19 protein-coding genes are annotated in these 22,753 nt (G+C 41.3%); 15 read left to right on the plus strand and 4 right to left on the minus strand.

Annotation, left to right across the window (positions count from 1 at the left end; all coding sequences use genetic code 11):
- Window positions 1-67 precede the first annotated feature (67 nt).
- The 13 genes from OOJ60_RS19105 (at window position 68) to OOJ60_RS19165 (ending at window position 17,794) form a co-directional block, all read left to right on the plus strand.
- A complete protein-coding gene (locus tag OOJ60_RS19105) occupies window positions 68-943 on the plus strand; it encodes a RepB family plasmid replication initiator protein (RefSeq protein WP_000594612.1) in 876 nt (291 codons plus the stop codon).
- A gap of 1,148 nt (window positions 944-2,091) precedes the next feature.
- A complete protein-coding gene (locus OOJ60_RS19110; RefSeq protein ID WP_000423602.1) occupies window positions 2,092-2,445 on the plus strand; it encodes a hypothetical protein in 354 nt (117 codons plus the stop codon).
- 17 nt (window positions 2,446-2,462) lie between these two features.
- A complete protein-coding gene (locus OOJ60_RS19115) occupies window positions 2,463-2,813 on the plus strand; it encodes a type IV conjugative transfer system protein TraL (RefSeq protein WP_024152015.1) in 351 nt (116 codons plus the stop codon).
- Window positions 2,814-2,824: 11 nt separating this feature from the next.
- Window positions 2,825-3,613 (plus strand): TraE/TraK family type IV conjugative transfer system protein, encoded by a 789-nt coding sequence (locus OOJ60_RS19120; protein WP_000783153.1) that lies wholly within the window; start codon window positions 2,825-2,827, stop codon window positions 3,611-3,613.
- Window positions 3,613-4,884, plus strand: a complete 1,272-nt coding sequence (locus OOJ60_RS19125; RefSeq protein WP_000592090.1) for a TraK domain-containing protein — start codon at window positions 3,613-3,615, stop codon at window positions 4,882-4,884. Before OOJ60_RS19120 ends, OOJ60_RS19125 begins: the two co-directional genes overlap by 1 nt.
- 1 nt (window position 4,885) lies before the next feature.
- A complete protein-coding gene (gene htdO / locus OOJ60_RS19130; protein ID WP_000521240.1) occupies window positions 4,886-5,347 on the plus strand; it encodes a plasmid transfer protein HtdO in 462 nt (153 codons plus the stop codon).
- Window positions 5,337-6,692, plus strand: a complete 1,356-nt coding sequence (trhB, locus tag OOJ60_RS19135; RefSeq protein ID WP_205613050.1) for an IncHI-type conjugal transfer protein TrhB — start codon at window positions 5,337-5,339, stop codon at window positions 6,690-6,692. Before htdO ends, trhB begins: the two co-directional genes overlap by 11 nt.
- A 7-nt stretch (window positions 6,693-6,699) precedes the next feature.
- Window positions 6,700-7,182, plus strand: a complete 483-nt coding sequence (locus tag OOJ60_RS19140) for a hypothetical protein (protein ID WP_000377633.1) — start codon at window positions 6,700-6,702, stop codon at window positions 7,180-7,182.
- A 118-nt stretch (window positions 7,183-7,300) separates the two neighbouring features.
- Window positions 7,301-8,053: a protein-disulfide isomerase HtdT gene (htdT, locus tag OOJ60_RS19145; RefSeq protein WP_183079335.1), complete on the plus strand. Its 753-nt coding sequence runs from the start codon at window positions 7,301-7,303 to the stop codon at window positions 8,051-8,053.
- Between the two features lie 9 nt (window positions 8,054-8,062).
- Entirely contained in the window at window positions 8,063-9,013 is a 951-nt protein-coding gene (gene trhV / locus OOJ60_RS19150; RefSeq protein WP_001022587.1) for an IncHI-type conjugal transfer lipoprotein TrhV, read from the plus strand.
- A gap of 8 nt (window positions 9,014-9,021) precedes the next feature.
- Window positions 9,022-11,703: a TraC family protein gene (locus tag OOJ60_RS19155; RefSeq protein ID WP_000387412.1), complete on the plus strand. Its 2,682-nt coding sequence runs from the start codon at window positions 9,022-9,024 to the stop codon at window positions 11,701-11,703.
- A gap of 3,836 nt (window positions 11,704-15,539) precedes the next feature.
- Complete coding sequence (locus OOJ60_RS19160; protein WP_032084678.1) at window positions 15,540-16,793, plus strand: ParA family protein; 1,254 nt, start codon at window positions 15,540-15,542, stop codon at window positions 16,791-16,793.
- A complete protein-coding gene (locus tag OOJ60_RS19165) occupies window positions 16,790-17,794 on the plus strand; it encodes a ParB family protein (RefSeq protein WP_032192066.1) in 1,005 nt (334 codons plus the stop codon). Before OOJ60_RS19160 ends, OOJ60_RS19165 begins: the two co-directional genes overlap by 4 nt.
- Window positions 17,795-17,855: 61 nt before the next feature.
- Here the strand turns inward: OOJ60_RS19165 and OOJ60_RS19170 are convergent, their stop codons facing one another.
- From OOJ60_RS19170 to OOJ60_RS19185, 4 genes are read right to left on the minus strand one after another with little or no spacing between them, the layout of a single operon-like run.
- On the minus strand, window positions 17,856-18,245 hold the full coding sequence (locus OOJ60_RS19170; RefSeq protein ID WP_001572421.1) for a hypothetical protein: 390 nt from the start codon (window positions 18,243-18,245) through the stop codon (window positions 17,856-17,858).
- Window positions 18,242-18,763: a hypothetical protein gene (locus OOJ60_RS19175; RefSeq protein ID WP_000598516.1), complete on the minus strand. Its 522-nt coding sequence runs from the start codon at window positions 18,761-18,763 to the stop codon at window positions 18,242-18,244. Before OOJ60_RS19175 ends, OOJ60_RS19170 begins: the two co-directional genes overlap by 4 nt.
- Window positions 18,756-19,592, minus strand: a complete 837-nt coding sequence (locus OOJ60_RS19180) for a hypothetical protein (protein WP_042634275.1) — start codon at window positions 19,590-19,592, stop codon at window positions 18,756-18,758. Before OOJ60_RS19180 ends, OOJ60_RS19175 begins: the two co-directional genes overlap by 8 nt.
- Window positions 19,589-20,536: a metallophosphoesterase gene (locus OOJ60_RS19185; protein ID WP_046788422.1), complete on the minus strand. Its 948-nt coding sequence runs from the start codon at window positions 20,534-20,536 to the stop codon at window positions 19,589-19,591. Before OOJ60_RS19185 ends, OOJ60_RS19180 begins: the two co-directional genes overlap by 4 nt.
- Before the next feature lie 363 nt (window positions 20,537-20,899).
- Between OOJ60_RS19185 and parM the strand changes: the two genes are divergently transcribed.
- Together parM and OOJ60_RS19195 are read left to right on the plus strand one after the other, a co-directional pair.
- Window positions 20,900-21,937 (plus strand): plasmid segregation protein ParM domain-containing protein, encoded by a 1,038-nt coding sequence (gene parM / locus OOJ60_RS19190; protein ID WP_000818955.1) that lies wholly within the window; start codon window positions 20,900-20,902, stop codon window positions 21,935-21,937.
- An 11-nt stretch (window positions 21,938-21,948) separates the two neighbouring features.
- Entirely contained in the window at window positions 21,949-22,587 is a 639-nt protein-coding gene (locus OOJ60_RS19195; RefSeq protein WP_001107537.1) for a hypothetical protein, read from the plus strand.
- The last annotated feature ends 166 nt before the right edge of the window (window positions 22,588-22,753 follow it).

Consider the following 22,753-nt stretch of genomic DNA (forward strand, 5'->3'; position numbering starts at 1 on the left):
AGCATTTGCAAGAATATGTTATAAACAGTTTGCCAAATGAAAATCTTATCACCGACGAGTTAAGTTAATGATTAAAAACAACGAGTTAATCCATCCTTTTGACGTAACCAGTAATGAATCAGGTAAGACTTATCAACTGACGCCTAACTCGTCCAAGTCGGTTCAGCCCGTGGCCCTGTTGAGATTGAGTGTATTTACCCCTGTCGGCACAAAAGAAAACCGCGACCGAAACTTTGAAGTTGATGCCTCTGATGAGCTTTCGTGTATGGAAATTGCAAGATCGGAGGGTTATGACGACATCAAGATAACTGGTGTCAAACTATCTATGTCTACCGACTTTAAGTGCTGGCTCGGGATCATCATGGCTTTCAGTAAATATGGTTTTACTTCCGAGAAGATTACCCTGACTTTTAACGAGTTTGCGAAGATGTGTGGTATCAGTTCAACAAACATCAACAAACGAACTCGTGCGCGCTTTAAAGAGTCATTAATGAACCTTGCATCGGTAGTGCTTGCCTTCTCAGACTCTCGGAGTGGTCGGTTCACAGTAACGCATCTGGTGCAGAAGGCTATGATTGATCCAAAAAGCGATACTGTTGAGTTGGTTGGGGATCCTTCTATGTGGGAACTGTATCGTTACGACCATAAGACATTGTTAAGCCTTCAGGTTCTATACATTTTGGCTAAAAAAGAAGCTGCGCAATCTCTCTATATTTATTTTGAAGCAATGCCAGCTGGTACGTTGTTCGTTAATATGAAACGGTTGAGGGAAAGGTTGCTTCTTACAACCCCTATTCGTACGCAAAACCAGATAATTCGTAAAGCAATGCGGGAACTTGAATCTATCGGATATCTCGATTATCAAGAAGTTAAGAAAGGTCGCGACATACAATTTCAGATCTTCAAAAGAAGCCCTAAGCTGGCCCTCGCCAAACAAGGTTGAAAGCTACCAGGTATGCACTGGTTATAACATGCTGAAAAATAAGTTATTTATCAGTGCTATGCTTAGTGCTTCTTTTACTACTGGTCTTACATCTCGGCTTAATGTGCAAAAAAGTAACTTTTCAAACGAACTCCTGACTATTCATCTGTATGCCTTTCTGGCTCAAGCGTACATGCTAGCCCATTCATTAAATGCCGTGGAGCAAGATGGTTTCGTGCGCACTCTATTCACGTGAATGCCTTTTGTGGATTACGCCTCTTACATTCATACAAATGCTTTTGATGTCGGTATCCCAAAAAATCATTCATTGAAATGCTTTTGTTTGCCACTGTATCCCGAGCATAGCTATGCAGTGGTATAAAAAGGCATTTTGGTGAATGGCATTAGGTCGAATGACACACAGTACAGCTTTGTTAAGAGCGAGAATGGTCCAAGACATCTATGACATTGGGCATCAGAAGGACTATGTGTTTGATATGAGATCAAAAAAATATCAGAAGCATCACAACTCCAATGGCATTCAAAGAAATGCCTTTGTTTTGTTAGTACACCAAACAACCCAAAATTCATGCAGTTATATCAAAGACTCATTCGCAAAAGGACTCAGCCAGAAAGCATTTGCTTAAATAGCATTGGCCAAAAGCATTCGAATGAATGATGTTCATATGGACAAGACAAAGTCCCACTCACGCCCAGAGGTGTAAAAGGCATTTAGATGAATGACGCACCGGCCGAGGATTGTATGTAGTTTCTCCAACTGATAGTTGCCGAACCAGGGAGCACAGTGATATGCGGCCTTCTCAGAATCAAGAGATAGATATTAAGGGAACAAAAAAGATTAGATATGAAGCTTAGTTACCTGCCCGATATCTAGTTAGAGCTTTTCAAACCATCAAAAGTGACTTTTATGCTTGAGGAGTCTCATCAGCTTCAGGATTGAGCTTAACGTAATCTTACCCCCTCCCCTCTTTCAAACTTTTACTAAGCGTTCACTGGTACTTTTCAAAGATTATGCTTTAGGCCCCTTTGCTTAAAAATTCACCAATCGCTAAACGTTAAAAAAAGGGGGTTTATGCGAACGGAAGGATCGGAATAAAAAAGTATTATTCATTCGCGTTTACGTGAACTCAAATCTACACGGAGTAATTATGGAACTTTCTTTAAATATTGGCCTTAGTGAAAAGAAATCTAACACGGCTGCACTTTTTAAAACAAAAAGCGCAAAAGTGATTTTGTTTGTTCTGCTGACCGTGCTTTTTTGCGGTCTGGCATATGCGGGTTCAGATGATGGGGCACTGGGAGATATTTGGTCATACATGAGTGAAAGTATGACTGGAGCTCCGGGCAAAATTCTGGCAGCCGCGATGTTGATCTCAAGCGTATATTTCTCTGTCCTTAAGCCTAACCCGGGCCTGGCACTGGTTTCATTATTCATGATGCTGGTAATGGCCAACGGCGAGAAAATTATCAGCACCTTTATGGATGCTGGCGTACCGCTGTAATTTATTGTTAATCATGCATGAGGGGGTTCATCCCCCTCTCTGGATTTTTAATGAGTAAGCAGAACGACGTTCCTCAGCATACCTATAGATTCCCTTTCAGGATCAACATGCCTCTACTGATTTTGTTTTGGGATGCAAAAAAAATAGGGCTTGCATTCATTCTGGTTGCATTTGGGAATATCTTCGAATGCTTCGGGTTTTCTGTTGTAGTAGCGGTTGTATATTGGATTGCGTATAACAAAGCAGCTGAGTCAGGAATAAGAGGATTGCTAAAACACAGACTCTGGTGGCTCGGTTTTTTGCCAGGTAAAGCAGTTTTTAGTAGCCGTTATTTCAACGATCCATTTATCAGAGATTTGTATTCTTGATGGAGCTATGAATGAAAATGCTAAGTGGCATTAACATCCCTTTTTTCAAAAAATCTAAAAAGGATGAAAACGGTGATCTTGAACAGTCATACGTAAAGAAAGATGAAAGTGCTAAGGGACGTTTTTTGGACATTAAAAAACGATTTAGCCCACAAGCTGAAGCGTCAGGTGCTGGAATTACATACAGCGCCCTGATTAATCGTGATACAAAACTTATCCGCATTAATACTGTTTCAATAGCCGTCATTGGGTTATTGGTTGCAAAGATTCTTTTTTTCACTGACCCAGTGACGATTGTTACCCCTCCAAACATGAATGAAGAGATCACGGTTGTTGGTAACAAAGCATCGGAATCTTATAAAACACAATGGGCTCTCTTTTTTAGTACCCTTTTAGGGAATATTAATCCAACTAATATTTCCTTTGTGACGGCCTATGTCCTCGATGCCCTTTCACCTGAACTACAGGCTAAAACGAGTGAGTCTTTACAGGAGCAGATAAATATCATGCAGGCTCGTGGTGTTGAGCAGACCTTTAAGCCTAATGATATTTACTTTGATCCAAAAAATGACATGGTCTATGTCTGGGGTACCAAAACGACTCGACTTGTAAATGTTCCGGACAAAACTGAATCATCGAAATGGACTTATGAATGGGTTCTCGGGATGAAAAATGGTCGCCCAAGAATTGCATATGTAAATCAATATTCCGGAACACCGAATATTAAAAAAATTACGATAAACGGCAAAGAGCAACTGGCAACGCTGGATAATCCGCCACCGTCTACAGGTAACAAGTGATGATTAAAAAAAAGGGCTTAGGGTTCAACGCAATTACCGCATTGATCATGCTCACGACTTCGAACTGCGTAATCGCTGAAGAATACCAATTGCCAGCAACAATTAATAACCCGGTTGTAATGCCAGTTGGTGCTGACGGATTTCAGAATGGAGCTGCAAAAGCCATTATTCCGGGTCAAGCTGGTTCTGAACAGTCAGGTGCACAAACAAACCTTAGTGAAGCCGGTAATGCGCAGGGACAAAAACCTACAACTGATCTCCCTACCGTGCAACTTTCCCCAGCCAGCAATGCTTCGCCTGCGGTAAGCGCTATTACTGGAGCATTATCAAATAATCCTAGTCTCCCCGGATTTGACGCACAGACCCGCTCTGGTGCAATTGATAGCTATGGGAGACCAACAGGTACCTCTTCCCAGCAGAATGCAACCAATGCGACCGCCACGTCAAAAGCCGATGAACTTTATGTCGAAGCTCGTAACCGATATAAAGAAGTTCAGCGTGTAAATGTGCCGCCTGGTGGGAATGTGGTACTGCCAGTTTCACGAGGACTTCAAAACAGAATATCGACCAGCTTCAAGAATGCTTCTGTCAGCACTTCTACCCCTGCTGAAGAGGCAAGCATATTTGTTAATGGTGGCGATGTCTTTATTTCAACTAATACCGATAAACCAATCGGGATTATGTTGTCGGAAGATCAGGTACCTGAATCGACCTATAACCTGACCCTGGTACCGCTTGATGTTCCCGGTGCGATGATTTCAGTTACTACATCTTTAAGCCCATCTATGCAAGCCAAACGTGAAACCTCATTGGATAAGCAAAACTATGAGGAAATGTTGGCCCGCTCCCAGTCAGAAGAACTGGCTCCATCGGATCCAAAACAAGACGATCATAAACAAAGAATCATTGATTTATTGACTCCTGTGGCTCTTGGTGAGGTCCCTTCAGGATTCAGTTTACAACAGGACCGACTTTCTCGTATTCCTGCGTCAGAGCAGTCCCCATGTAACTTTAATATGTATGCAAAGCTCGGTCAGAGACTGGTTGGCTCACGTGAACTTATTGATGTAATTCTTGTGAAAAACGATAAACCATACGGTCAAATCGTTGCTGATCAGCAGTGTATGGCAGAAGGCGTTATTGCAAGTGCTTTATTTGATAAAGCATACCTGCAACCGGGAGAAGAAACAGAGCTTTACATAGTCCGGGATAAATTGTTCAAGGAACGCGAGGCCCGGGTTACAACCAGACCAAGTCTAATCAGAAAATAATATGGGAAAAGTTACTTTGCCTGCTCTGCTTGGGGCCACCGTGATTGGTTTTGTCGTATTTGCTTTAACCAGCTTTTACTACAGGTCAGAATATATACCAAAAAGGAGTGTATTAATCGTTCCGGACGCACCCATTAGTATCGAAGATGGCAGTAACGCTTTTCCCGTTCAGACAGTAATAATGAACGATCCAACTCTTATTGATAAATTTGTAGGAGAGGACAATATTAATGAGGAGAATGCTTTTGACTATCACAAAAGTAACGTTTTGGAACCTAATTACAAACATGAAATATCTAGAACGAGCCAGATAGATAAAGCTGAAATGAATCATCCATCTGTTCGTGAAAACTGGGCCAGAGCAGGTGATCCCTATATCGTTCCTCAGATGTCTGACAGCGAACGAAATCTAAAAATTAAACGATTCCAGAAACCTACAAGTGGAGCTAATCATGGACATTAAAAAGGCCTGGGAAAATAAGACCGTCAGACTTTCTGTTATTGGCGCTCTGCTGGTAGTGATTGTTTATATTATTAGCCAGTCTATTTTTTCCACACCAGTTAAGAAAGAAAAGAAAACACAGAAAAAAGACATGCAGACCAATTTGTTGTTAGATGATTCGCAAATGAACAAATTGAGTAATGAAGAAAGCCAGAAAGTATATAAGGAAATGGTTAAGCAAAACCGACTTGATCAAAATGCGGCGAAAGAGGACCGCGAAAAAGCAGAAAAAGCCCAACAGGAAACTAAAGCCCAAGTTGCAAGTTTAACTTCTCAACTTCAGCAACTGTCTCAGCAAATTAATGATATGCAGACTAATCGAAACGGCAATCGTAACTTGGATGCTGGTAGTTCGCGTAAAACGATTAATGAGCAGGCACCGGCAGCTCCTTATCAGCTTAATGCTAATGCGCCGATTAATGGCGTAAACCCTAATTACGCGTCTATCACACCTACGCGTAATAGCCCGATGAGAACAATCACACAAAGTTCCATTAAGACTAATGGTACCGATGGTGTCATTCAGGTTATGCCCGTGTCTGAAAACAGAATCAAGGAAGGCAGAGAGGTCATTGCAGGAGATAAAGCGCCTACTCGGACTGTACGAGGTGATGGTACTGCGCCAGTTGATAGCAAAGCGCGGCATGCTGCCCGAAAAGATGAAATGTTTCTTCCGGCAACATCTATTATCACTGGTGTTCTGATTACCGGGCTTGAAGCGCCTACAAGCCTTTCTTCCAAATCAGAACCAATGCCAGTAACAATGCGTATTAAAAAAGATGTCATCATGCCCAATAATTTCACCATGGATTTGCGTGACTGTAACCTTCTGGGTTCAGCTGTTGGTGATTTGGCGTCACAGCGTGCTTACATACGTGCCACTTCTATCTCTTGTGTTAATTCAAAAGGGAAAGCTTTTGACGTAAAACTGGAAGCATATGCTGTAAGTGAAAATGACGGAAAAAATGGGATCCGAGGCACGCTTATCAGCCGAAATGGTAACGCAATTGCAGGAGCTGCATTTGCCGGTGGACTTTCTTCACTTGCCGGTAGCTTAAGCCCCAGTAAGGTATCTTCACTTAACATCGACCCTAATTCACAGGCTCAGTATCAGTCCCCTAATTTTGGTGCACTTGGGGCATTAGCCGGGGCTGGTGCAGCTCAAGGTGGCCTTAATCGACTCGTCGATAACTACACCGCAATTGCAGAACAACAGTGGCCAATCGTAGAAATTAGCCCTGGCCGAGCTATTACATTTGTCGTTCAGACCGGAACTACAATTCCAACGAATCTGACCAGTCGCTGAGGTTTAAATGGATAGTTTAGAAAAAAAAGAATCGACTGAATCAGCTGGACCTGAAATCACTAAAAAAATGGTGCGAGAAAGGACAACAAAAAAAATTACCTTCGAAATTGATATTGAAAAAATATTGAAGTATTTATTTTTCTTCGCCTTTGCCGTTTTGGTCATTATTTATGGTTATAAAGGCTTTATGAATGTTTACGATTACTTCAATAAACAATCACAGCCTTCGTACAAGATTGCAGTGCTTGACATGCCTGAATTACGTAAGGAATTTTTCAAGCATCACGGAGGCCGTACTGCTGACAATGATAGAACTCAATTCGAAGAATATTTCAGAACATTAATGAAGATCTACCGTGACCGTGGCTATTTAATTATTGATGCAACGCTTGCCGTTACTGTACCGGATAGTGTTGAAATCGTCACTTATATGGAACTTGAAGATAGCTCTGAAGCGGTACAATCAAGTTCTTATAATGCAAAGAAGTAGAGGGCACCCAATAGTGAAAAAGTTACTTTTCCCTTTAATGGCGGCTTTCGCCATTATGGCGAATACGGTCACTTATGCTTCAGAGCAGGTCCTAACTAATAGTGATGCTGCTGCGTTAATGGCAAAGGCAAAGGAAGGCGGCGTTTCACCCAGTCAGATCTCGGGTGCGTTATCAAAAATGAAAGGATATAAACCTAAGGATGCCATATACATTCCTTCTGGTGGGCTATACCTCTTTCAGGACGAGCGTTCGCAGCTAATGGCAGTAACGACCGATGGCCGATACTCCCTTACTGGGGGAAGCCTTGTTGATGTAATTAAACGTAAACCTGTTCTGACTGTAGAAGAAATCAGAAATTCCTATTTTATTAGTCTTGATGAGGCCCCCTTCCCTCTGGAAACTGTAGCGTCCATTCATCTGGGAAATTCAAAGCTTAAGAGACAAGCAGCCATTTTCTTAACACTTGATTGTGACGGTTGCATGGAACTTGTTAAGAAATTTTATGCAGATCGGGACAAGTATCGGATAGATATTGTTTTAGTTCCCTCACCCGGTGAGCCAAAAGAAGAGCTTAGAAGGCTCTGGTGTAGTAAAGAAAAAGGAAAAATAAACAACCTCGATATTCTTCGTTGGCTAATGGGAAGCAAATCCGACATTGAAAAAAGATTGCTCTCTCAAAAAGAAGCAGAAGAATGTCCGGCGGAACCTTTGGTAGCGTCATTGATGCTCGCAGGAATTTATAAATTGCAGGGTGTACCTTCAGTTGTCAGACAGGATGGTTTGGCTGGTAATGGCATTCCAAAAGATTTCGACTACTGGTTGAACCAAAGCGTTGAACCTCTCTTAAAAAATCCATTTGAGACAAATTAAGGCTAGTTTATGAACATCAAAAGATTGGTACTCAGTGCTCTGGTTGTAGGTACATCCTCATATCTTACGGGGTGCTCCATCGGGAGTTCCGAATCCGAATGTCCAGGCATTGAAAAGGGCGTTATCTGTAAAGGTCCTCGCGAAGTTATGGAGTTAACTAATAATCGAGATGATCTGTCTGCACTTGCGGGGGAAGAGTCGGAATCGGGAAAGGAGAAATCGGCTGTCAATGACAGCCGTTATCCAACTGAAATTAGCCCTCCAGGGGAAGTCAAATATCCACAGTCTACAACCCTTAAAAATCAGCCTGTGGCTTATTCAAAAACCGAAATTAAGCCAGTTGGTCAGTTACCTGTCATGTACGATAAAACTTTAAAAATGGGTGCCCCTACTTCATCCATTGGACCACGGCCTATTTCTGGTGTACCGGTTAATTCAAACGTAAGGATGACTAGCAGTTATAGCACTGCCTCTTCAGCTGGTAACCCTTTCGTTCATCCGGCTGCGGAAGTCGTTAAACAAACAAGCTATCCGGTTTCTGCTGGAAATGCACCACGCTACGTTGCACCTAATTCTGATATCAGCCCTGGCAAGGATATGTACTCTCTTTACAATGGCCAGCCCGTTAACCCTACTCTCAACACTGGGCAGATCCAGCAATACCGTTCGCAAGGTTATAAACAAGCTGTAGTGGCTCCTGAACCACTTGCTGTTCTGCAACAGGGGAAAGTAATGAGAATTACTTTTGCACCTTATACCGATGATAACGATGCGCTTAATCTTCCCGGCTACGTTTATGTCAACGTAAAACCGCAAACATGGATTGCTGGCAAGAATTCGACCTCAAACCCAGCTCGCATAGTTCCTTTAGAAGTACAGGATGCGGCCCGGGAAAATATGCAGCAGCAACAAAAAGCAACTAAAGCTGTCTCTTCGAACGGCATTGTTAGACAACTGTAAGGTCAAATATGGAAGCTATCAATAATTACAATAGCGGTTTAAATCGCCATCAATTAGGTGGGTTTATCCCTGTTTACGATCAATTAGCAGGGACTCACTATTTTTTGATTGATGGCAACAGATTAGGGTTTATGTTTATCTGTAATCCATCACCTGGAGTTTTTGATAATCAGCAAGATGTTCTTGCTGAAATGTTCAAAATGGATTTTCCTACAGATACTGTCTGTCAAATATCTCTGACTGCATTGCCAGACTTGACTTTACAGCTTAGTGCTTGGTCAGCTGTGCGAGGTGGGCGTATGACTGGGAACGATAAGCTTAAAGCAGATCTGCTTAATGGTTATCAGTTGGACTACTACGACAGAAGTATGCATAAGCCTTTAAAACCTGATCATGATAACCTTATGTTGAGGGATTTTCAGGTATGGATCTCGCTATCGATTCCTTTACAGTCTGCCCTTCCTACCGAGCTGGAACATTCGCGTATCGATTCACTTTACTCTGAACTTGTAAGTAAGTTAATTACGATTGGACTGCATCCGTTTAAGGTCGATGCAGAAAACTGGCTCTATTGTATAGATAAGGTCGTAAACCCCGGAAAGAACTCTCGGTGGGCTGAAGGTTTTATAGACGTTAACACTATGAAAAGGCTTAATGAACAAGTTAACGTTCCCGGCCGTAAGTATACAGTCACAGAAAATCATTTCTCATCAGTCACACAAAGTGACGACGAATCTGAGCATCGTTACTTCAAACAACTTTCCGTTGTAAAGTTTCCTGAATACGTCAATTTCGGTTGTATGTATGAGTTAGTAGTTAACTGGATGCATGGACGTAAGACAATTTTCAGCCCATTTATGATCACTCAGACTGTTCAGTTTGCCGATCCGCTCAAGTTGTCAAAAGAAAACGTCCGCTACAAAGCAATCACTAATAAACAGGCAAGTATACCTTCAGTTGTCACATTCTGCCCTCGCCTGCGGGATATGGATAATGACTACATGGCCGTAACTCGCGAGCTTGAGGATGGCGCAAAGCTTTTAAGAGGGTATCTTACTTTCACTGTTATGGGTAGTAATGCCAATTCTGTGCAGACAGCAGCTAACGATCTCAAATCCTTTTACCTCGAAAGCCGGGTCAAAGTAGCAGATGATTCCTTTATCGTTTTCCCGTCATTTATGTCATGTCTGCCAATGTGCAATGACCCAAAGACAATTTTCGACCTTGACCGATCCGAAGTAGTGAGCAACACCGGAGCGGCTCATATGACGCCGATCTTTGGGCCCTGGAAAGGTAATACAGATAGACCAGTACTGAGTTTAGTTTCTCGTGAAGGTCAACTCATGGGACTTGATATTTTCAAGACTTCTGCAAGCTATAACATGGTTATTGGTGCAACGTCAGGTGCAGGCAAGTCATTCTGGACAGCATATCTAATCAATAACTATCTTGGAGCTGGACCGCGATCTAATAACCTCGTTCATTATCGCTCAACATTTAAGCATTTTTTAGAAAACGAATACCCAGATGATGATCCTGATGGTGCTCAAGTTTTTGTAGTGGACGTGGGGCGTTCTTACCAGGGGATTGCGGAACAATATACAAACAGTCAATTTATTGATTTCGGTAAAACCCCTGACTTCACCCTAAATCCCTTTGCCTTCCTAACTGACATCACTGTTAACGACGATGTATTTAACGAAGCACCTGAATTTACCGGTGAATCAACTTCAAACGATGCAGAAAAAGACAAAGTTGCTCAGACCATAATGGTTCTGAATCAGCTAAAAATTATGGCTTCAGAGAAAGGCCTTATCGATGATTATCAACAATCAGTGATGCTTCAGCTTATTGCAGAAGAGTACCAGGAATCCAGAAAATCAGGTCGGACCGGTTCAATAACCGGCTTTGCTCTGCGTTGCAAGAAGCATGAAGACAAACGTATAAAGGATATTGGGGAGCAACTCGGAGCATGGTGCGAAGGTGGAATTTATGGGCACCGGTTTACCGATACGTTGCCTCCAATCAACTTCGACAGCAGATTTATTGTTTTGGAACTGGAGGAGCTAAAAGGCACCCCCCACCTTCAGACAGTTGTTTTAATGTCTATCATTCAGGCTGCTCAGCATGCAATGTTCATCAAAAAAGATGGGCGTCGTCGCTTGTTCATCCTAGATGAAGCTTGGGAGTACATTCGTCCTGATAATTCATCAGGTGCCGGAAATCAATCAAACCAATTCTTCTCTTCCTTCCTCGAAGCGGCATGGCGTAGGTTCAGGAAAACAAACTGCGCTGGCATCTGTATCACACAGTCGTTTGAAGATTATTTTACTTCTTCTGTTGGCCGGGCCCTGACTGCTAACTCGCCTTGGAAGATAATCATGAAACAAGAAAAAGAAAGCATTGAAGCAATGAAGGCTAATAAATATTTTTCTACTTCAGATGCAGAATATGAACGAATGAAAAATATTCGTACAGTCAAAAAGGTGTTTTCAGAGATGTTAGTCAGGTTCGAAAACTTCCAAGAGATCTGTCGGTTATACGTAGACCGGAAAATGGAGCTTTGTTTTACTACGGATAGTGCTGACAGGAGTAAATTATGGGAAATTCAAAGCCGCGAGAATTGTAGCTATGGCGAGGCAATAGAAATTCTCTATGCTCAAGAAGTAGCAGCGGGTTTGGCCGCGTAGAGTAAATATCTTCAAGCAAAAACAATTAAACCAGATGTCTCATAAGAATCTGGTTTTTTATTGTATGCCTTAAGTAAACAAATGAGGTTATGACTTAATGAGTTCATCACTGTGCTGCAAATTTTGGTTTTATAATTAATATGGCTTAAAAACAGTGACATAATTACAAATCGCATTTAGGTTGTGTACGCATTAAGTAAACAAAATTTATAACATCAATACTGACTTTATAAGATGAAATTCACGTAAATTACATTTTTGTTTACCAAAGGTAATCAAAGGAGCGCGGCATTATTAGTGAAAACAGATCACTGGTGTCATATTGCATACAAAACTTAATATCCTTTAATCATTCTTCTAAAAGTTTAATATTAACGCTTTGGTTTATGAAAATTTATCCAATTTGCTCACCGAAGACTTTTAACTTATTTAACCCCCTTTATCGCCAATCTGTGATTTTCTAATGTTAGCCTACAGTTCTAGGGCCCTTGCTCCCATGATGCGAATCCTTCCACCTAATAAAGATTAACGCCTCATTCCTGTATGCCGGTCTTACGACGCCAGTGCACGGACAATTTTTGGTCATCACAAGGCCAGGCGGGAGATTTAATCAGGGCGTGGTGTTCCTTAGCAGCAGCTGCGGCACTGTAAGCCGAAGGCGGAATTAACTCCTTTATCGCCATCTGGGGACGTCATTAGGGGTACCCCTTTTAACTTGCTCAGGACCATTAAGCTAAAATTCCGGATAGTGATTGACGTAAGATTTAGGCTAAGCAGGTAAAGTGATCCCCGCTCCCGGGGTGACCACTTTATACAAAAGGCCGATCGGAAGATTGTCCTTAGGGAAATATTCCTTTAACACAGCACGGGCACTTACTGCCGCTGCCGGATTTAACCCCCTTAATCGCCAAACTGGGGTACTGTCCTGATGCTGGCCTTCAGTTCTGGGCTGGGTGGCTATCACTTCCTCCCATAATGCGAAATGTAACTGCTGATACAGATTAACGTCATATTCCTGCGTGCCGGTCTGCCAACACCAGTGCACGGGCTTTTTTCGGTCATCACATTACCGGGCAGGAGATTTTATCAGGGCGTGGTGTGACTGAGCAGAAGCTGGGGCACTGTCAGCAGCTTGCAGATTTAACCCCCTTAATCGCCAAACTGGGATTCTGGTCTGATATTGACCTTCCGTGCTGGGCGGGGTTCGGTTTGCTAACACTTACTCCCATGATACGAAATGTGCCTGCTGATACAGATTAAAATCACATTACTGCATACCGGTCTGCCGACACCGGTGCATGGGCGATTTCCGACGATCTCAAGAACATATGGGAGATTATATCAGGGAGAGTAGTATGCCTGAGCAGCATCTGAAGGCACTGTCAGCCGCTGTCAGATTTAACCCCCTTAATCGCCAAACTGGTGTTCTGTCCTCATGCAGGCCTTCAGTTCTGAGCTGGGTTGCTATCACTTGCTCCCATAATGCGAAATGTACCTGCTGATACAAATTAACGTCGTATTCCTGTATGCCGGTCTGCCGACACCAGTGCTCGGGCTATTTTCGGTCCTAACAAGACCTGGCGAGAGATTTAATCAGGGCGTGGTGTGACTGAGCAGCAGCTGGGGCACTGTTATCCGCTTGCAGATTTAACCCCCTTAATCGCCACACTGGGGTTCAGTCCTGATAGTGTCCTTCCGTCCTGGGCTCGGTTGCTAACACTTGCTCCCATTGCGCCTGCTGATACAGATTAAAGTCACATTACTGCATACCGATCTGCCGACTCCGGTGCATGGCTTTTTCCGATAATCACAAGGACGGACGGGTGATTTTATCGTTGCATAGTATGTCTGAGCAGCATCAGAAGGCTCTGTCAGCCACTGGCAGATTTAACCCCCTTAATCTCCAAACTGGGATCAGTCCTGATAGTGTCCTTCCGTCCTGGGCAGGGTTGCTAACACTTGCTCCCATGATACGAAATGCGCCAGCTGATACAGATTAACGTCTCATTACTCCATGCCGGTCTGCCGAAACTGGTGCATAGCTTTTTTCGATATTCGCATGAACAGACGCTTGATTTTTTCAGGTTGTAATATACCTGAGCAGCATCTGAAGGCACTTTCAGTCGCTGTCAGATTTAACCCCCTTAATCGCCAATCTGGGATTTTCTGATGTTAACCTACAGTTCAAGGCCCTTGCTCCCATGATGCGAACCTTGCAACCTGATAAAGATTTAAGCTTCATTCCTGTATGCCGGTCTTACGACTCTAGTGCACGGGGACTATTTTCGGTCATAATAAGACCTGGCGGGAGATTTAATCAGGCGTGGTGTGACTGAGCAGAAGCTGGGGCACTGTCAGCCGCTGGCAGATTAAAACCCTTTATTCGCCATCTCAAGACGTCATTATGGGTAGTCCTTTTAACTTTCTAAGGACCATTAAGCTTAAACTCCGTTTAGAGAATGACGTAAGATTTAGGCTAAGCAGGTTAAGTGATCCCCGCTCCCGGGTTGAACACTTTATTCATCGTACGAGCGAAAGATTGTCCTTCGGGAAATATTTCTTATACACCGCTCGGGCACTTACAGCCACTGGCGGATTTAACCCCCTTAATCGCCAAACTGGGGTACTGTCCTGATGCTGGCCTTCAGTTCTGGGCTGGGTGGCTATCACTTGCTCCCCTAATGCGAAATGTGTCTGTTAATACAGATTAACGTCATTTTCCTGCGTGCCGGTCTGCCGACACCAGTGCACGGCCTTTTTTCGGTCATTACATTACCGGGCAGGAGATTTTATCAGGGCGTGGTGTTACTGAGCAGGAGCTGGGGCACTATCAGCAGCTTGCATATTTAACTCCCTTAATCGCCAAACTGGTGTTCTGTCCTCATGCTGGCCTTCAGTTCTGGGCTGGGTTGCTATCTCTTGCTCCCATAATGCGAAATGTATCTGCTGATACAGATTAACGTCATATTCCTGTATGCCGGTCTGCCGACACCAGTGCTTTGGCTATTTTCGGTCATAACAAGACCTGGCGAGAGATTTACTCAGGGCGTGGTGTGACTGAGCAGCAGCTGGGGCACTGTCATCCGCTTGCAAATTTAACCCCCTTAATCGCCAAACTTGGGTTTTGTCCTGATGCTGGCCTTCCGTTCTGGGCGGGGTTGCTATCACTTGCTCCCATCATGCGAAAAGTGCCTGCTGATACAGATTAACGTCATATTCCTTCATGCCGGTCTGCCGACACAAATGCACGGGCTTTTTTCGGTCCTTACAATACCGGGCAGGAGATTTAATCAGGGCGTGGTGTGACTGAGCAGCAGCTAGGACACTGTCAGCTGCTGGCAGATTTAACCCCCTTAATCGCCACACTGGGGTTGCCTCCTGAAGTTGGGTTTCAGTTCTGGGCTAGGTTGCTAACTCTGCTCCCATAATTCGTAGTGGGCCTACTCAAGAGATTAACACCTCATATCTTTAGACTGGACTGACGACAACGATTCACAGTTAGGAAACGTAAATCAGCACACCGGTGAGATAGATTTTAGGGTCTAAGCAAGAAATAGGGTAGGCGTGAAGATTCATTAATGGAGCTCATAACGTCAAAGCGTAGAGAAGTCGACAAGAATCGTGGTTTAAAAAGAATGAGCATTAGGTATGGACTAGAGAGTCTGAGCTCTCATCTGCAAGTTAAGCTCACAAAAAATCATAAAAAAGTAAACAAACATTAGCTTAGGATTGAAACAAAGGATAGAATTGTACGTATAACAATGAAATGGACGCATTATGCGTAAAGTTTACATATATGCGTAAAAGTCGGTTTTCAGTGCAAAAAGGTCATAACCATGAATTTACTTGAAAAGATCGCCCTCGTTGGTCAGCGCATGAAAAGCGAGCAGATTTCTCTTAAGGAATCTCTGATGGCTTCATCAAGAGTATCTGTTTCTGATGATAGTGTTGATGGTGTTGATAGACTGATCTACAACCACTGTTTAAATAAAAAAAATCTCTCTGATTTTTTTGGGAAGTCACGAGTAACGTTCAATAAAATACTTTCGGACTTAGAAGAAAAAGAAGTTGTTGGTGCACCTATTTATCAAAACAAAAATCATCTTTACACCCGCTGGGATGTTCAAAAAATAATGGATGCCCTGGGTTATCCCAAGTACCGCGATCATTACTTTAGCAGAGCTATTGTTACTCAGAATCATAAAGGCGGTACAGGGAAAAGCACTACATCTGTAGCTTTAGCAGTAGCAGCTGCTTTAGATCTACAACTGAATGCACGTGTATTAATGATCGAATGGGACCCACAAGGTTCGATTGGAAGCAGCATGATTCAAAGTGTCTCAGAAGATGATGTCTTCCTTACAGCAATTGATGCAATCCTTGGAATTTATGAAGAAAATTCTGAGTATAAAAAATATTTAGATTCAGGATTCTCTGAAGAAGAAATCATCACTAATATGCCTTTTTCAACGCATCTGCCAAACTTGGACGTGATAACGGCATTTCCGACAGATGCTCGTTTTAAAGATAAATACTGGCAATGTTCTAGAGAAGAACGAACGTCTTTGTTACTACGTTTCAAGGAAGTTATCTTACCGGTACTGAAGCAGAACTATGATTTGATTATTATAGACACTCCACCTGAAGATTCACCTTTGATCTGGGCTGCTGACGAAGCGGCCGATGGGATTCTTGTCGCAGTGTCACCACGTGAATATGATTACGCCTCTACTACAGACTTCATGCTTACAATAAGTGAAAGGTTTAAACAATCACCAAGTAAGGGCGATAATTTAAAATGGTTCAAAGTTCTTGCTGTCAATGTTGATGACAAAAGTCCATATGAAAGAATAGTTTTGGATAAATTAATCAGAACTGTTCAGGACCTTTTGATGTCCGCTAACATAAAAAATTCTGAAGCATTTAAGGCAGCTGCTTCCAAAGGGCGTACAGTGCTTGATATCAAAAAATCAGAGGAACTTTGTTCCGCAAAGCAACTTGATGTCGCAGAAGAATCTGTATTACAGGTATATCAACAATTTATAAATGAAATAAAAAGTTTTTCAGCTAAGCAAGGAGTTAACGCATGAGCGATGAGCAACATATCGGGAATGATAAATCTCGATATTTAAACGCACCAAAGCGGACAGAAGTCGGTCACCGTTCAGGTCTTGCGGGTTTGAAAACAGCACCTCGCATAAAAAAGTTATTCACTCTTCATAAGGGCCGAAGACTTGAAGCGGAACATGTGATTGTTCCAGCCCAGAGAGTGGAGAAGGAGACCTTAGTCCATCCAGCAAACCCACGAAATCAAGAAGCCCTTACAGATTATTCTGTTAGAGATATTCTTAAGCAGATTGAAGAAAGAGGGGTCGATACCGAAGGGATCGCTGTAAAAAGAGATGGGGTTTATTTATTAATAGAAGGAAGTCGCAGACGTTTCTGCTGTATAAAGGCAGAAAAGGATCTCCCCCTGTGGGTACTACCGGATGAACTAACCGAAGATGATATAAATTCAATTATATCCGCAGCACAAACATCTCGAAAATTTTCATATAGAGAAGTTGGGTTTCAATTTATCAAGAAAATGGAAGAAAAGGGATTTTCTACTAATGAAGAACTCGCAGCATATCTTGGGATTAGTCATGTATCGGTAGCCAAAAGAATCCAGGCGGCACGTATTGACGAAACATTGATCTCTTTATTCCCGGATTATGAAGGAATACCGAACTCCTATTATAGTCGCTTGTCTCGTTTACAGAAATATGTGCAAAAAAATCTATTTCCTTTAGATGAAGTAATAGATAATGTTAAAGAGGAAACAAAAGATTTAGACATTGGAGATCTCCAAGTTGCCCAAAAAGTTGTAATGGAGAAAATCACACAATCTGTGGAAAGTGTTTGTGAAAAATCTTATTCCACAAAATGGGAAACAAGTGATCTTATTACTTTTGATAACAAAGATAAGTATGCAAGAATCAGTAAAAACAATACTGGAAGAAAAATTCGCATTGAATTCAATAGGATAAGTGCGGGTTTTATTAAGGAGCTAGAGGAGTTCATAAAAGAAAAATTAAAAGTATCAGAATAAATATTGAACTGCATCTTTATGATGCAGTTCATATGATTTATATTTTTAATTTCTTGTTATATTAATATGGGGTGTGCGCAGGTTCAGACATATAAGGTCTTAGTTCTATATGAACAGAAGCGCCATTCCCATCATTTACTACGTTTAAAGGTGCTTTGCCCGGCAATGACATAGTTGCAACGTCAGGTCCAGAAACAGCAAAATTATTTTCTGCTGAAGGCATTACTGTAAAAATCTTTATAGCAACATTTTCATGTCTAAATAAAGAAATCCCAAAAGTAGAACCAGCTTCGGTATTGCTCACGTCCACAACCACAGGGGTTTTTCCTAGATATTCATTAGTTAGTATGTTTTTTACTAATGCCCCTTCCGGGACAGTATAGATACGGTATGGATATGCTAAAACTGAGTGACAAAAACATAATAAAATAACAATTAATGTTTTTTTCATAGATTATCCTCATTCAAAAATAAAAGATATAACTCTTGAAAATCGTGGTTATTAATTAGGTCCGCTTTTCCGGGAAAATCGTAACTAACAGAAAATAAAAGAGAAAGAGAATCTTTTCCTTTTGCTTTGGGAGAGATTCTGCTAAAAGCACGGTTAATAAACATAAGTTGATCTTCATTGTTGAAGCAAAGTCCAAGCATTCCAACCGTAGGAACTACGAATGTGCTTACGCTGCCTGGGGGCAAAAGTTGCTTACTACGGGCATTGTAAGCACAACGACTACCACCTAGCGTTAGGCCTGAAAGCTCAATAAAACTTCTGGTTCCATTCTTGGCGACAAGCCAAACATCAGTTCCTGAACTTTCGACACGTAAAGTAACTTTTCCGTCAGTAAAGGCCTCACTTTTATTGTATAGAATAGGGTCAAAACCAACTGTCGGGAGTTCTTCGATTTTACTTTCTACTGACTGACAACCAGTCAGTAATGCAAACAATAAAAGTGTGATAACTTTAATCATCCCGCTTCCTTAGATTGTTTTTGGCGCTGGTTATAAAAGATAATGATTCACCGGGGTAGAGAATTGTTTCTTTCGTCCAATAACGATAACCACCGAGGATATCTTTTCTTTTCTCAATATAAACCGGTTCAGAAAATTCTAAATGTTGATATTTCGGAAGAGATAAGATTTTATATTTTACTTGTCCAACTAAGAGGTAATTCTTCTCTTTAGGATTGATGGTTACTGAATTACCAACACTTTGAGGTATGTTAAGTTTTTTTATATTTAGATCAGAATCGTCAGGAACGGACACTTGATCATTAGATGTCTTTCCGGGAAGAGTAAACCCTTTACCCTGATCCGGTCCAAAGATGGCAATTACATCTTTGTTGTTTCTTGTGATCGAAACGATAGCCTGAAGGGGCGTATTAGCAAGGTCATTTATAAACGATATAGTTATACTTGATTTAGGCTCGACCCAAATAATGCTTTTTCCGGATGTGCCTTCGCTTAATGCAATTTTTTCATTTAGTAAGATTTTATTTTTGGCAATGATATTATACTCAAGTTTCGGTATCACCATAAAAAGTGATTCTTTATTTGAAACATTCATGATTTCTAAGAAATTGGTTTTGGTCATGCTGGTCTTTAGAACAGGCCTATATTTACCATTTATAAACCACCTTCCGTTTATAAGCTCCGCTTTAGCAGATATAAGTGAATCACTTTTCTGAGCGGCAGAAGAAAAAGCATCTTTTCTTTGCTCTTTCTCTTGATGTGGTGCAGCTGCTGCGTGAAGATGCAAAAGTAATGTTGAAATTGAGATAATCTTCCATTTTATCTTCATCTTGTTACCTCAATGTTGTTTTCAATCGAATCGAGTTCTAACGGATAGGTTTTAAGTGAATAAAACTTGTTTGTTGTTTGTATTAGCTGATGACACAATAAAACTGGATTGTTCTTCATGATTATTTCTACTAATGTAAGTGCTGGTGAGTCAGTTGGCGGTATACCCGGAGCAACTATTACCTGGTCTTCTAATTTTGACATATAGAGTGATCCAGTATTTATATGTAAACAATTACCGATCAGTACTGGAAGATTGTTTTGAGTACGACCATGGGCTTTTCGAATGCTGTTTACAGGATTCCTACCTAGGACCATAAGGTTGACGTCATTTATCATCATTGGTATTACGGCATGGTCCATACCGAATAGAAACTGGCTCTGAAAAATATTCACATTGGCATAGTTGAATGCTTGAAGCGCATTATAAGTATCAGTGAATGATGTGCGGATAGGGGCGTAATCAGAAGGGCAAACCCCAATTTTTATATCGCCTTTGAGTAAAATCTGCATCATCGTACCAAGCTGGGTATTAAGAAGTTTTTTTATCTCTTCCTCTAAATAGTAACGATTTACAGCTTTATGCCACTTTCCGCCCATTACACACCATCTCTCATTGAGGTATGTGCTGGGGTAAAATGTTCTCCGGTCTTTGTTTAATGGTAACAATTTTTTTAACATTTCTTCTCCGGCTCCGGCAGCTGAGAAATGCCTCACAAAACGTCCATCGAAAAAGCCACTGTTTATCGCCTTCATCAACTCTATGGGTTCCGGCCCATAGTCAAACAAATTTCCAGTAGAGAAAATTACTATCTCTTCTTCTGGCTTTGTAACTGATTGAATCAAGTTGCACAGCGCAGAGTAATGTCCATGAGGATCTGCCAGAAAGAAAATCCTTCCCGAGAAGTTTGTAAGGTCTATAGTTTGGACGTGCTCAGCTGCCATAAATTCCTCTACGTATGTTTACATCGATGATACGGTATTTCGAGCTATGATTTTTTTACATAAAGGCGTCATTTTGGATTCTAAGCCTAAGGACCTTTGTTACTTACTGGTAAAGGCTCCAGTCCTGGCTCTCAAACAGTTCATACTTAGGATGCAAAGTAACTTTCTGATTATAATTGGCTCCTTTATAAACATGTTTACTTCATGAATACAGGATATTTAACGGTAATGTATTTAAAATGGAAGGATGCTGAAATAACATAGAGTTACGTATTTTTTTAATAGTGTTGATGTTGATAATAGGTCACCATTAATGTATAAAGTTAATATCTAATATGGTCCTATTAATAAAAGAGAGTTTTTATGGCTGAACTATTAAAATCTGAAAGTCCTGTTTCACAATCATTGCAGGATATCACTGAAGCTTTAAAAATCGTTGTCGATGATGGAAGTAAAGCTGCAAAACTGGTTTGTCTTAATGAAAGAAACGAATTAGTTCCCTTGCTCACACAAAATAGTTTTGTTCCAGATTTCCGTGTTCGCCATGAGGGTCTCAATCCTTTTAACTATCTTATTGATGGGCTGGAAAGGTTTTCGCATCACAGCGAATCTAGTAACTCACTGGAATCGACTGATGTATCTCACCAATACGATGAAATTAGCCGGTTAAATGTTCACCATGCACTTCATGCTTCTGGTTTAGTTCCTCAGGATGTTCACCTCTTTGTTACTTTACCTCTTAGCCAGTTCTATACTGCTTTAGGGGAAACGAATATTGAAAATATTCAGAGAAAAAAAGATAACCTGATGAAACCAGTTGAGCGTTATCTTGACGGTAAACGCTATTCTTTCAACGTTTTGTCTGTGACTGTTTTCCCTGAATCTTTACCAGCTGTGACCCGGGCAGATGAAATTGAGGATATTGCTTCATTTGAATCAAGTTTGGTAATTGATCTTGGTGGTACTACTCTTGATGTTGCAAGTATTACTGGGCAATTAGAACAGATTTCGAAAGTAAAAGGTTTTGACCGTATTGGTTGTTCTATTGTTTACGATGAGATCAGCAGGTATCTTGAATCTGAGAAACTGAATACGAGTAATGCTTACATTCATCATCTTGTTGATAATCGTCATGATAAATCAGCTTTGAAGGTTGCAGAGGACAAGCGTGACGGTGTTTTTGATGCGGTAAACTCTGCGGTACAGAAGTTGCAAAGTAAAGTAATCAGAGCGGTTACACAAGTCGAAGAGAGGCCTCATAATGTTTTCCTTGTTGGGGGAGGTTCATATCTCATCGAAACAGCTATTCGTAAACATTTTGAAACGGCTAAAGTTATCATGGTAGACAATCCGCAGTTCGCATTATCTTTGGCAATTGCTGATACTATTTATTCAGAATAATGAGCTAGAACATGGCTAAAAACCCTATCTCAAATAAGGCAGATAACGACCGGATTCAGATCCGGTCTTTCTGGATATCCGAAAGAAAAGCACCCTATGTTTATAGTTTCTTGAAAAAAACAGAACTTTCTCATAGGGGTGACCAACTGGATTTAATTAGGTCGGCTATTAGTACCGGGTTGGTATTGAATAATTTATTTCCTGACTTGGCAAATTTTATAAATGGTTTAAACGAAAGATTAACACTTGCAGATCTTAATAGGTTTCTGAATGATGGAAATACTATAGATACTGAACCTAAGCCTCCTATTAATGTATTGCTAGAGAATGTCTTAGATCAAAAGTTTAAGGAGTATTTAACACCTCTACAATTAGATAATTCAAAGCAGGATTCTGTTTCTGTAAAAGAAACCTTCCTTGTACAAAAGGAACATGCCTGCTTTGGTGTGAAGATTGAAAATGAGGGAAGCGATACCTCTATACCATCTGAAAGCCCACTTTCTTCAGATGCATCCAAAATTTCAAAAGAAAAGTCCATTTCCGCTGTGGTGCCAGTGCTAGAAAAAGTATCGGATGAAAATCAAACCGCCTCCATAAGCATAAAATCTAAAGCTAAGGCAAACAAGCGACTGGCAACTTTGGCAAGATAGGTGAGAGACAGTACAATCGACTTCTGAGTTCCAACTTGTCTTACCAGGAAAGCCAGCATACTTGCTGGCCTTTTTTTTGTTATAATAATTTCAGGCTTCACCTGGGTATGTAAAATTACTGTTAATGAAACGGTATTTTAGGTTAATTTGGGTGCTGTTACAGGAA

The sequence above is a fragment of the Citrobacter sp. R4 genome (assembly GCF_026719175.1).
GTDB classification, from domain to species: Bacteria; Pseudomonadota; Gammaproteobacteria; order Enterobacterales; family Enterobacteriaceae; genus Citrobacter_A; species Citrobacter_A sedlakii.